The 12,537-nt window shown below is 56.5% G+C and carries 11 protein-coding genes; all 11 read left to right on the top strand.

From position 1 onward, the window contains the following. Positions 1-27 precede the first annotated feature (27 nt). The 11 genes from A3OQ_RS0115005 to A3OQ_RS0114955 all read left to right on the top strand — a co-directional run bounded on the left by A3OQ_RS0115005 (position 28) and on the right by A3OQ_RS0114955 (position 12,522). Positions 28-1,059 (top strand): AAA family ATPase, encoded by a 1,032-nt coding sequence (locus tag A3OQ_RS0115005; protein ID WP_020176230.1) that lies wholly within the window; start codon positions 28-30, stop codon positions 1,057-1,059. Continuing rightward, positions 1,056-1,904 (top strand): DUF58 domain-containing protein, encoded by an 849-nt coding sequence (locus A3OQ_RS0115000; protein ID WP_020176229.1) that lies wholly within the window; start codon positions 1,056-1,058, stop codon positions 1,902-1,904. Before A3OQ_RS0115005 ends, A3OQ_RS0115000 begins: the two co-directional genes overlap by 4 nt. A gap of 9 nt (positions 1,905-1,913) precedes the next feature. Beyond that, the gene (locus A3OQ_RS0114995) at positions 1,914-2,825 is read left to right on the top strand and encodes a hypothetical protein (protein ID WP_020176228.1); all 912 of its coding nucleotides are present in this window, start codon (positions 1,914-1,916) and stop codon (positions 2,823-2,825) included. Further along, positions 2,822-3,853: a vWA domain-containing protein gene (locus A3OQ_RS0114990; protein WP_020176227.1), complete on the top strand. Its 1,032-nt coding sequence runs from the start codon at positions 2,822-2,824 to the stop codon at positions 3,851-3,853. Before A3OQ_RS0114995 ends, A3OQ_RS0114990 begins: the two co-directional genes overlap by 4 nt. Beyond that, the gene (locus A3OQ_RS0114985) at positions 3,850-4,452 is read left to right on the top strand and encodes a hypothetical protein (RefSeq protein ID WP_020176226.1); all 603 of its coding nucleotides are present in this window, start codon (positions 3,850-3,852) and stop codon (positions 4,450-4,452) included. Before A3OQ_RS0114990 ends, A3OQ_RS0114985 begins: the two co-directional genes overlap by 4 nt. Beyond that, on the top strand, positions 4,449-5,435 hold the full coding sequence (locus tag A3OQ_RS0114980) for a vWA domain-containing protein (RefSeq protein WP_026595852.1): 987 nt from the start codon (positions 4,449-4,451) through the stop codon (positions 5,433-5,435). Before A3OQ_RS0114985 ends, A3OQ_RS0114980 begins: the two co-directional genes overlap by 4 nt. Before the next feature lie 215 nt (positions 5,436-5,650). Continuing rightward, complete coding sequence (locus tag A3OQ_RS0114975; protein WP_051116045.1) at positions 5,651-7,009, top strand: histidine kinase; 1,359 nt, start codon at positions 5,651-5,653, stop codon at positions 7,007-7,009. Then, on the top strand, positions 7,006-7,623 hold the full coding sequence (locus tag A3OQ_RS0114970) for a response regulator transcription factor (protein WP_020176223.1): 618 nt from the start codon (positions 7,006-7,008) through the stop codon (positions 7,621-7,623). Before A3OQ_RS0114975 ends, A3OQ_RS0114970 begins: the two co-directional genes overlap by 4 nt. Before the next feature lie 432 nt (positions 7,624-8,055). Further along, entirely contained in the window at positions 8,056-10,062 is a 2,007-nt protein-coding gene (locus tag A3OQ_RS0114965) for a methanol/ethanol family PQQ-dependent dehydrogenase (RefSeq protein ID WP_244427161.1), read from the top strand. 101 nt (positions 10,063-10,163) lie between these two features. Further along, positions 10,164-11,909, top strand: a complete 1,746-nt coding sequence (locus A3OQ_RS0114960) for a quinoprotein dehydrogenase-associated putative ABC transporter substrate-binding protein (protein ID WP_020176221.1) — start codon at positions 10,164-10,166, stop codon at positions 11,907-11,909. Continuing rightward, complete coding sequence (locus tag A3OQ_RS0114955; RefSeq protein ID WP_244427160.1) at positions 11,857-12,522, top strand: c-type cytochrome; 666 nt, start codon at positions 11,857-11,859, stop codon at positions 12,520-12,522. Before A3OQ_RS0114960 ends, A3OQ_RS0114955 begins: the two co-directional genes overlap by 53 nt. Positions 12,523-12,537 lie beyond the last annotated feature (15 nt).

Below are 12,537 nucleotides of genomic sequence, written 5' to 3'. Positions count from 1 at the left end.
TGACATTATTGAAAGTCCCTCGTCGCCATGCGGCTGGAACGCGACACGCGTACGACTCTGGACAATTGGCGGCAGCTTGCAACGGCTTTCCAAGCGGAACTGGCGCGCGTGGTCATTGGCCAGGAACGCGTGATCAAGCTTGTAACCATTGCCGTCTTCGCACGCGGGCATGTTTTGCTTGAAGGCGATGTCGGCGTCGGCAAGACGACGCTTTTGCGCGCCGTTGCACGTGCGATCGGTGGCGCTTACGAACGGGTCGAAGGCACGATCGACCTGATGCCGAGCGACCTCGTCTATCATACCTATCTCGCGGAGGATGGACGTCCACGCGTCGATGCCGGGCCGGTGCTGCGGTCCGGCGAAGCGCTCTCGGTCTTCTTCTTCAATGAGATCAACCGCGCCCGTCCGCAGGTCCATTCGTTGCTTTTGCGATTGATGGCCGAAGCCAGCATCACGGCCTTCAATCGCGAGCATTATTTTCCCTATCTCCAGGTTTTTGCCGACCGCAACAGGGTGGAGAAAGAGGAAACCTTCGAGCTTCCGGCGGCTGCCCGCGATCGCTTCTTCATGGAGATCGGCGTCCAAACGCCGGATGATCCCGAGGTTCGGCGCCGGCTTGCCTTCGATCCGCGTTTCCATGATGTGGATGCTCTCATTTCGACGATCAAGGAAGGCGTCCTGGATCATCGTGAGCTTGGCTCCGTCGCCAAGGCGATCCAAGAGAATATTCATGCGAGCAAGGCGCTCGAAGATTACGTTTTGGCTCTATGGCAAGGTCTGCACCGCCCCGCGGCCACCGGGATCAGCTTGCCCGATATCGATATGGACCGGCTTGTGCAAGGCGGCGCCAGTCCGCGCGGTATGAGCTTTCTTGTCCGCGCCGCACGCGTCCATGCCTGGCTTGCGGGACGCGACATGGTGATCCCGGAGGATATTCGCGACATATTCATCGAGATCGTCGGGCACCGGATTTTTCTCGATCCAATCTATGAACTTCGCCGCCAAAACCTCGCGCATGAGCTTTGCGACGCGGTCTTCGCCAAGGTGCCAGTGCCGTGACCGACGCGGACGAGATCACCTATCGCCCACATGGCAAGGCGACCGGTGTCGCCATCGGCGCGCATCGCGGGCGCGACGTCGGCGGTATCGGCCGCTTCTACGATCAAGTGCCCTATCTGCGCTATCCGGACCCGCGCCGGATCGACATCAATACGACCGTCCGCGACCCGTACGAGACGATCTATGTGCGGCGCTTCGAGCAGAGGACCGCGATTTCGGTCTATGCCGTCATAGATCTGTCCGCCTCGATGAGCTTCGAGGGCATGGCGCGCAAGAAAGATCTCATCGCGCGTCTTTGCCTCGCCTTGGCGCGATCCACGCATAGGCTCGGCGATGGGTTCGGCGTCATCGGCTGTGATGAGCATATTCGTGAAGACTTCTTCTTTCCGGCCACGCGGCGGAAGGGATTTGAACGCGATCTCGAACAGCGCTTCGCGGGCCTTACGCTGAGCGGCAGGGGTGCGCAAGGCCTCGCCGAGGCCGCCGATTATCTTGGCGCTGTGCGAAGCCTTGTTTTTTTGATCTCCGATTTCCGCATGCCATTAGCCGAAGTCGAAAAAGTGCTGCGTTCTCTGGGCCGCCATGACGTGGCGCCGATCGTCGTTTCGGATTCATCGGAGGAGACGGATCTGCCGCGCCTTGGCCTTATCGAGATGCGCGATCTCGAAAGCGGCAAAAAGCGCTTCATCTTCATGCGTCCCAGCCTGCGGCGCCGCTGGTTAGATGAGGCCTCTGGACGCCGCCAGGCCTTGCGCCGCCTCTTTTCACGCTACGGACGCCTGCCTTTCGAATTGATTGATCGGCTCGATGCGGATCGTCTGTCACGTCATCTTCTCACGACATGAGTCCCAGACATGCGGCGCGCGATCTTCTGCCTCCTGTTGATCCTCTCCGCCATGACAGGCGCGACGGCGCAGATAAGATCGGTCGAGATGATTACGCCGCGGCCTTTCGGCTATTTCCTGGGAGATGTTATCAAGAGCGAAGTCGATATCACGGCCGATTCCGGCTTCACGCTGAATCAAGCTTCTATCCCAAAGGTTGGCCAGCTCAATTATTGGCTCGAACTTGTCGGCACGAGGACCGAGAGCACATCTCGCGGAAACACGACGCTCTATCGTCTTTATCTCACCTATCAGAATTTCTATGCGGCGCTCGATTCAAGGCGTCTTGAAATTCCGGGCTTCTCATTGTCCTTCGTCTCCGCAGATCAAACGGCCACAACCATTGTGCCACCGCTTTGGATCGAAGTTTCGGCGTTGCGGGAGGTGCAACCGGCGATGCGGGAATCGGGCAGCGATTACATGCGTCCCGATGTAAAGCCGCGGCACATCGATCTTCGCGCAGACCGCACGCGGACGTTGGGTTTCGGCTTTGCCGCGCTCGCCGCCTGGGCGCTTTTGGCCTATGACCGCGCCTGGCCGCCTTTCGCGGCACGGCCCCACCGACCCTTCACGCTCGCTGCGCGGCGGATTCATCAGCTTTCGCGCGGAAGCACGACGGCCCCGGCCTATAAAAGCGCTTTGCTGATCTTGCATCGCGCGATTGACGAAAGCGGCGGCCACACGATTCTCAGCGGCGATCTTGGAGGCTTTCTGGAGAGCCATCCGGCCTTTCGCCGGTTGGAGCCGGACTTCAAGCGCTTCTTCTCAAGTTCGCATCGGGTTTTCTTCGGCGACCAGCTCCTCGAGGGAACGCCGGATTTCTCGCAGGCCGATCTTCTGGCCTTTTGCGAGCGGCTGGCAAATGCGGAACGATCGGCATGAATATCTGGTTCGCGGAACCGAAATGGCTTTGGCTCTTGCCGCTCGCTCTTTGCCCCATCGTGACGACGGCGATGCGCCTTACGGCTTTTCCGTCCTTCGATGCGGTCCCTGACGATTTCCTATCGCGATGTCTCGAGTTTGTGCTGCGGCTAGCCGCGGCTTTTGCCATCGCCAGCGCCGTGATCGGCTTGGCGCAACCCTATCGGCTTGGCCAAAGTCTCAAGCGGATCGGTCAAGGCGCGCATGTCGTTATCGTGATGGATCGCAGCACGAGCATGGATTTCACCCTCGCGGACGATCAGGCCAAAGAAGGCCAGGAATCGAAGACGCAGATCGCCGGACGGCTTCTGAGGCAATTCGTCGATCAGAGCAAATATGATCAATTCGGCGTTGTCGCCTTTTCGACAGCGCCAGTTTTCGTTCTGCCGATCTCGGACCATCGCGATGCCGTCAAGGCCGCCGTCAACGGATTGATGCGGCCGGGCATCGAAGGCACCAATGTAGGCCTTGGCATTCAGCTCGCGCTGCGGATGATCGCGGAAGATGGAACCGCGAGCTCGCCCGCCGTTCTTCTCGTCTCCGATGGCGAATATGGCGGAGCCGGCTTTTTCGAACACAAATTACAGGAAGACTTGAAGGAGGCTTTCCGCAAGCAAAATGCTCATCTTTATTGGCTTTTCCTGCGCGCCCAAGGCGCCGAAAAGGTCTTCGACCCGCCGCCGGCCGGGCAGGAGGATTCACCCCATACCAAGCCCGAACGGCATATGGATCTTTTCTTCAAAAGCCTCGGCGTGACCTATCGGGTTTTCCAAGCCGATAGTCCGCAAGCGATCGAAGACGCAATGGCTGAGATCAACCATCTCGAAACGCGGCCGATCACTTATTTCGAGCATGTGCCACGCAAGGATATATCGGCCTTGGCCTATCTGGTCGCGGGCTTCGCGTCCATAATCCTTGTCCTCAGTAAGCTCGCGGAGACGGGCTTCGTGCAGCTGCGGTTCCGCCGGCAAGAGGCGGTCCGGTCATGAGAGCGATATGGGCCAAGACTTTCGTGTCTCAGCTCGCCGACCTGTGGCGCCGCATCAGATCTTTCGGTCTTGCTGTGCTTTTGGTGCTCTTGGCGGCGGCGTGTGTGACGTCGGGCTTGTTCTGGTGGATCGATGCCGCGCATAATCGGGTCATTCGCGCTCTTGCGGAAGGGCATGCGGCCGACGTGCCCCTGACCGCGGCCCCTGAACTTATCTTCGCGGGTGCTTATTTCTTGCTCGAACGCGGCCGTATCGACGAGGCGCAGCCCTTGCTCGATGTTTTCGATCGCGGCAAGGCCAATCCTCTCCGGCCCATCTTTCATTACGATATGGCCAATGCTCGGCTGAAGCAGGCCTTCGACAAGATCGAAGGCGGTGATCTCGAATCCGCCGAGATGATCGTCAACCTCGCGCGCGAAGATTATAAGGCGGCTTTGCGTCTTGATCCCGAGCTTTGGGACGCACGATATAATCTCGACGTGGCTTCGCGCCTCGTGCGCGATATGCCGGCATTCCGCCGATCCGGCGAGGACGAGCGACGGCGCGACCCGCAAAATCTTTGGACGGAGCTGCCGATCCTGCCGCGAGGCGAGCCGTGAACGGGGCGACCTATCGGGACGCACGGTTTTGGTTGCTTCTGGCCTGCGCATTGTTCTTTTTGACGGCGCTGGCGATCCCGCAGATCAAGGGCACGCGCAACGCGCTCGATCTGCTTGTCGTCGTCGATATCACCGGCAGCATGAACACGCGGGATTACACGGTGAAGGGAGAGCCCGTAAGCCGGCTCGATTTCGTCAAAACGGCGCTTCGGCAGATGCTGGCAAACCTACCGTGCCAATCGCATCTGGCCCTCGGCATTTTTTCAGAGCGACGCGTTTTCTTGCTCTTCGATCCGGTCGAGGTCTGCGCGAATTTTGCCGCGCCTGACGGCACGATGGCCGCGCTCGATTGGCGCGAGGCCTGGGACGGCGACAGCCATATATCGGTGGGACTCGATCGGGCCATCGCACTCGCAGCCGATCTTCACACGGATCTCGTCTTCATGACGGACGGTCAGGAGGCGCCGCCGCTGCCGCCCGTCAGCCGTCCGGCTTTTGAAAGCAAGCCCGGAACCATCAAAGGGCTGATCGTCGGCGTTGGCGGATATGAACTGTCTCCTATACCGAAATTCGATAAGCAAGGCCGCGAAACCGGCTTCTATGGCGAGCACGATGTCTTGCAGGAAAGCCGCTTCGGATTGGCACCGGCCGGCTCTGAAAATCGCGAAGGCTACAATCCGCGCAATGCACCTTTCGGCGCCATGAAAGGAGGAGGGAGCGAACATCTCTCTTCCGTTCGCGAAGCCTATCTGACGGAATTGGCCGATAACACGGGCTTGTCTTATAGCCACCTTGCCGACGAAAGCGCCTTGCGCGATGCGCTTCAAAAAGCGGCGACCCCGCACAAGACAGAAGTCCTCTTGGATCGGCGTCCGCTTTTTGCCGCCTTCGGCCTGATCTGCCTCGTCTTGGTCTATGCAATGATGCCTTTGCTGAGCCGGATGCGCGTCTATTTTAAAAAAGCGAAGCCCGGCGTCCGATAGACCCACACATGAGAGCGACGACAGGACACCGCAAGGCTAGAGCGTCGCATTCGACGACCGCTCGCTTTTGTCTATCGGGAATTTTTCCTGACTATTCGAGAAACATAGGAAAGAAACCGAGACCTTTCCATGCTGCTCACATCGTATCTCTAGGATAGAGTCGAAGTCTGGCTCTTCTTATGGAGCAATGGCTTTTAGGATCGTGAAGGCGAAAAGTGAGCAAAGTGTCCTTGCGTCTTCGTCTCATACTTTCGATCGGTTTGATCCTTGTCGTCAGCATCGTCTTGGGCAGCGTGATTGTCTATTGGCACGCTGTTCATAAAGTCGATGAGGAGATGCGTGCCGCGCTCGATGTCGGTATTCGCATGGTTCAGAATGCGACGGATGACGTCGAGGATAACGCCGATCCATTGGGTCAATTGCAATTGCTGATCGAAGATTTCGACGGCAACCGTCATCTACGCGCATCTTTTTTGAATACCAACGGCAATGTCATTGTTGCCTCGAAGCCGCTTGAATCCACGGAGCCGGCACCGGCCTGGTTCAATCACTTCATTGCGCGCCGGCCTGAGACGGCCTGGGTTCAACTGCCGCCGGCCTTTGCGCACTACGGGTCAATTTTCCTGGAGACGGATTCCCATAATGAGATCGACGAAGTCTGGAGCGATATTTTCGTTACGCTGGCGATTCTAGCGATTTTCTGCATCCTCGTCTTGAGCCTGATCTATTGGATGCTCGGCCGCGCCTTCCATTTTTTAGATGAAATGTCGGTCGCTTTTGCCAGCGTGGGCGCCGGCGATTACAGTCAGCGATGTAATGAGAAGGGGCCGCGGGAACTCGCCGTCCTCGCGCAGCGCTTCAACGATATGGTCGCGCGGCTTGCCATGATGGAGGGTCAGAATCGCAGACTTGAAGTCCAGCTTGCGACCATGCAAGAAGAAGAGCGGACCGATCTTGCCCGCGATCTGCATGATGAAATCGGCCCTTTGCTCTTCGCATTGAGCATAGATATCTCCGCCATTCAGAAGCAGGAATCGGCTCGTTTGGATCCAAAAATTGGTATCCATCTCGATTCCATGCGCGGTGCCGTCTCTGAGATGCAGCAGCATGTGCGATCCATGCTGGGAAAGCTGCGGCCGGCCATTCTCCTCGATCTCGGACTTGGTCCGGCGGTCGATAATCTCGTTGCCTTTTGGAACCTGCGCCGTCCGGATGTCCATATCGAGGTTCGTTTGAGCCAGGAGACATTTGGCGAGGCTCTCGATGCGACGATCTATCGTATCTTTCAGGAGGGTCTTAACAATGCCTTCCGCCACGGCCATCCGTCCTGGATAGCGATCAAAGCCAGTACGAGGGACGCGGCCGTTGACGTCGAGGTTTCCGACAATGGCGAGGGCCTGAGCGTGTCGCAACAGGGTTTCGGCTTCGGAATTACCGGCATGCGGGAACGGGTAGCAGCGGTCGGCGGTACGCTGACGGTCGAGAATCGCGTGGAAGAAAAAGGCGTCACGATCTCCGCCAAACTCCCGCTTGAGCCATTGAAAGACGACATCGGCCAGGAGTATGTCTCGTGAAGATTTTGATTGTCGATGATCACGTCGTTGTTCGCGAAGGTGTCAGACGCCTCCTGGCCACGATGCCGGACACCAGCGTCCATGAAGCAGGCTCGGCCCATGAAGCTGTGGCGATTTATAAGGCGGAACATCCGGATCTTGTTCTGCTCGACCTCAATCTGCCGAATTCGAGCGGGCTGCAATTGCTGCGTCGCCTCATTCTTGAAAACCGCGCGGCGCGGATTCTTGTTCTCAGCATGCATTCGGAGCCGATCTATGTCGCGCGGACGCTGAAGGCGGGCGCGCGGGGCTATATCAGCAAGACGGCATCGGCAGAGGAGCTGATGGCGGCCGTGCGCGAAATCGGGGCAGGCGGCCGCTACGTCGAACGTGAGATCGCCGCGCAAATCGTCATCTCGCAATATAAAGGAGACGATCCCTTACAGAAACTGTCGACGCGCGAAGTCGATATCGTGCGCTTGCTCGGCGAGGGCAAATCGCTTGCCGCGATCGCCGAAGCGATCGGCGTGAGCTATAAGACGGTTGCCAATACGTGCAGCATCATCAAGGGAAAACTCGGAGTCGAGCGCACCGTCGATCTCATCCGCCTCGTCTATGATATGCGCGAGCAATAAAGCGCTCGGAGCATTTTTAGCCCGCCAACCGGCAAGCATTTTGACGATCGGTTGGGTTCGGTCTGCATTCTCTTTTTCCAGGCTTGCAGCGCGCTGATTCCATCTTCCAAAGATGATGGCTTGCGATCGGGCGGCTGATCCATTCCTAGAAGTCATAATCTTCCCCGTGCAGGAAATTTGCTCGGCTGAAGCCTGAAAGTTCAATCAAAGAAGACAGTAATCGGAAACGGGATATCCAAAATATCCGTTGCTCGGGAAGCTTTCCCAAATAGATCGGGAAGGCGGGCCATCGCCATCTATTACGCCGCCGGTATGCTTAGGGCGTGTCTCGTCAAGACCTCGGTCTGCGTAGAGCATGGGGCCAGGACATTACCTCCCGGCGCCTGGCCCCTTTCTTCAACAATCAGATAATGAACGGGATGGGAGACGGGAATGAAACTCACAAGGAAGACGCGAATAAAAGTAGCTCATACATTGATCGGACATGCTGCCGCCGCGACTTTGGTGTTGGCTGCCACGACAGTGTTTGCGCAGGCGGAATCGAGTTCTGCAGCCACGAGCAATATGGGGCCGACTGCCACCAGCATGACTGTCGTCGGACCTTCAGAAGCTGAATCGAAGGTATCGACGTCCGACGCCGAAGTTATGAAGAACAGCAAAAACCCGGATCTTTGGCCGGCTATGGGGCAAAACCTCGGCCTCGATCGTCACAGCGATCTTAAGGAGATCAACAAGGAAAGCGTCGGCAACCTGCAGATGGCGTGGTCGCAATCGACGGGCGCATTGCGCGGTCATGAAGGCCAGCCGGTCGTCGTCGACATCGACGGCAAGCCGATGATGTTTTTTGTGAGTGCTTGGCCAAATATCGTCCAAGCTCTTGACCTGTCGGACCCGGACAACCCGGTTCAGGTTTGGTCCTATAAGAAGGACACGGATCGCGATCTAAGCGCTGTTCCGCGCGCCTGCTGCGATACAGTCGAACGCGGCGTCAATTACGCCGACGGCAAGGTTCTTTTCAACACCTTGGACGGTTACTTGATCGCTTTGGATGCGAAGACCGGCAAGGAAGACTGGGTCGTCAAACATGCCTATCCAGAACACGGAGAGACCGTCACCAGCGCCCCATTGATCGCCGATGATAAAGTGATCGTGGGATTTGGTGGTGACGAATTCGCGGCACGCGGCAGGCTTGAAGCTTACAATCTGGCGGACGGCAAGCTTGTATGGCGGTGTCAGTCGAATGGCACGGACAAGGACGTCTGTATGACGCCCGATACCAATAAAGCCAATCCCCAGCATGGCACTTATGGCCATGACATCGGCATGTCGTCTTATCCCGGCGACGAATGGAAGCGTGGCGGCGGTTCACCTTGGGCTTGGTATTCTTACGATCCTGAGCTGAAACTCGTCTATGCCTCGACTGGCAATCCGGGCAATTGGAGCCCGACCACGCGTTGCGGTGAAGACACGCAAGAAGCATGTAACAGCGGCAAGTGGGACAATAAATGGTCGATGACCATTTTCGCCCGGAAGGTCGATACAGGCGAGGTGGTTTGGGCGTATCAAATGACCCCATTCGACCAATGGGATTATGATGGCGTCAATGAAAACATTCTCGTCGATATGCCAAACGTCGATGGCAAACCGCGCAAGACCTTGGTTCACTTCGACCGCAATGGCTTTGCGTATGTGCTCGATCGCTCCGATGGTACGCTTTTGAGGGCTAATAAATTCGTGACTGTGAATTGGGCGGAGAAAGTCGATCTGAAGACTGGCCGTCCTGTGAAGGTACCGGAGCATTCGCCTTTCAAGATTGGTGTCAATACGCAAGCATGTCCCTCTGCCATGGGTGGCAAAGATCAGCAGCCCGGCTCGGTTGATCCCAAGGATCCGACCAAGTTCTATATGCCGACCAATAATTGGTGCATGGAGGACGAACCTCAGGCGCGGACTCACACGCAGCAAGGCACGGTCTATGTCTTCGCCAACGTGTACATGTATCCTGAAAAGCCCGGCGTCATGGGCAAGTTAAAGAAGTTTGACGTGCTCACGGGCAAGACGGACTGGGAGATCCCGGACGCCTATCCGAACTGGGGCGGCACGCTCAACACCGATGGCGGCCTTGTTTTCTACGGGAGCTTGAACGGCGATTTCCGGGCCGTCGATCGCGAAAACGGCAAGGTGCTTTGGCAACGCAAACTCGGGTCCGGCATCCTGGGGAACCCGATTACCTATAAGGTCAAGGGACACCAATATGTCTCAGTCTTCGCCGGTATCGGCGGATGGATCGGTCTACCGGCCGTTGCCGGTCTCGATCTCGACGATAAGTTCGGAGCGATTGGATCGACTGCTCTGACGAAAGTTGGCGGGTTCAATAAAATTCCGCAAGGCGGGACGCTCTATACCTTCCGCATTCCAGAAAAATCCGCTCAGAAATAACATCAAGCGTTTGAACGCGACCTGCGGAAAGCCACGTGCTTTCCGCAGGTCTGCCTTTATATTCAACGTCTTAAACCTTCGGTTAAGTGAGTCTCCGCCGCATGAAGACAATCACATTGCGTTTGCCATTCGCCATCTTCATCTGCCTCGGGGCTGTGAGCCATGCCTTCGCCCAGGCGGCACCGAATAATAAGGAGTTCGATGACTATACTCAGGTCCAGCGCGACGCGGCGAAGGCTGCCGCACGTACAGCGCACTACACGTCATTTCGCGTCTGTGCCGATCCAGGCGACATGCCGTTTTCGAACATCAAAGAAGAAGGATTCGAAAACAAGATCGCTAACGTGATAGCCAAAGCACTCGGCACCACGGCGACGTATTTCTGGCGTCCATACATTGAGCGCGGGTTAACCCGGCAGACGTTCGACACGAATGATTGCGATATCCTGATGGATGTTCCTTACAATTACGAATCCGCGTTGACCACATTTCCGATCTATGGATCGACCTATGTGTTGGCGTCACGCAGCAGCGATAATTACAATTTCAGCGGCCTCTCAGACCCTCTTCTGCATAAATTGCAGATCGGTGTTTATGAGTTGTCGTCGCTTCGCCAATCTCTGGCAAATCATGGTGTCGTCTCCAACGTCCATGTTCACGAGGTTAGCCACGACGGTGATCTCGTCGAGTCCCATCAACCTTGGTGGCAGGTCAAGGAGGTCGTCGATGGTAAGCTCGATGTCGCTGGCGTTTGGGGCCCGTTCGCCGGCTGGGTAAAAGCGCAAGGCGCGCCTCTCAAGCTCCAACCAACAAATCTCATGGACGACATCATCCCGATGGAATTCGAGATGGCGATCGGTGTGCGAAAGACAGATGCAGTGAGAAAATACGCGATAGAGAACGCGCTCAACAAGCATCGTGACGAGATCAAGAAGATTCTGGATGATTATGGTGTGCCATTGATCGAATGCTCGGACTGTCTAATCTCGGGTACAATCAAAGCTCATGGCATTTATTCAGCGCCAACGATCTCCGCTGAAGAACTTGCAAAACTGCATCGCGAAAAGCCGGAAGTTACCCGCGAGCGTCTTGAAACCTGGCTTAAAGACGGTGCTGACGTCAACGTAGAACTTGCCGATGCCGTGCTTGCCTCGGACAATGAAAGGATCGGCTTTCTTCTAGAAAAAGGTGCCGATATCAATAAGAAGGATCTGCAGGGCTATACGCCGCTGACGGCCTCCGTCAGGCTTGGCTCGCTCGACACATCAAAATATCTTCTTGAACGCGGCGCTAGGGTGGATATCCCCGACAGCGACGGCTGGTTACCTCTTCTTCATGCGGTGTTACGCAATGATGTGGCGGCCATTCAACTGCTTTTGTCTAAGGGTACCAACGTCGATTCCACCGCGCCAGGAGGCTTTACGGCGCTCGCCGTTGCGATCGAAGAAAAGAAGTTCGATGCTGCCAAAGCATTGATCAACAGCGGAGCTAAGGTCGATCTGCCTGTCAGCAAAAAGAAGCTGACGCCGCTGATGGCTGCGGCAAGCGAACCGCCGCCGGAAAGTCGCATTAACAAATTACAGCAAACACTCAACTCGATGGACATTGCTCGTGAACTTCTAAGTCATGGCGCCAACGTGAATGCCATCTCGAGCGAGGGGGTGACCCCGCTCATGATCGCGGCTGCGCACGACAATGCGCCGATGATCGGTTTGCTGCTTCAGTCGGGCGCACAGCCGGGGATGAAATCGGCTGATGGTGAGACGGCCCGCCAGATCGCGGCCAAAGCCGAAAATGGATCTGCGATTCGGGCGCTCGATCTTTTCGCAGAGACGGCGCCTAAGTGACCATCTCATCGATGGGTTATCGCCGCACCTAAAGACACCACCGCAACAAGGATATCGTTTCAGAATGATTAAACAGCTTTGCCTCGCCGTTGCGCTTCTCTTCGCGCCGCTCCATGTCTATGCCGATGACGCACCTGTGGGTCCAGTTAACGTTCATCAGCCATCCGCTTCTGATATGAGCAAAAGCCCCTCCGTATCGGCTCCGGTTTCACAAGTGACGGGCAAGCCGCCACTTGAAATCGTTGCATCGGCGCCCATCGGCACGATCCATAATCCTTATACGGGTCAGCCTGATATGATCGAAGCCGGTAAGAAAGCTTTCTTCGGTTCCAGTTGTAATGGTTGCCACGGCGGTGGCGGCGGCGGCGGAATTTGTCCTTCGATCAAGAATGACAATTGGGTCTATGGGAGCGATGACGATACGCTGTTTCGTTTGATCTCGCTGGGTTCGGAAGGTCTTCAGAAGAAAGGCTATGTGAGGATTGGTATAGAAACAGTCGTCGCACCGATGCCGCCTTTTGGCGAAATTATCAAGAGCGACGATGAGCTTTTCAAGATTATGGCTTTCGTTCGATCGCTTTATTCGGGTTCTCAGGATCGCGTGAATTGGTAGCATCCGTGGCCACAG

The organism is Methyloferula stellata AR4 (assembly GCF_000385335.1).
GTDB lineage: Bacteria > Pseudomonadota > Alphaproteobacteria > Rhizobiales > Beijerinckiaceae > Methyloferula > Methyloferula stellata.
Note: the sequence above shows the minus strand (reverse complement) of the source record. Positions and strands in the feature narration are given on the sequence as shown.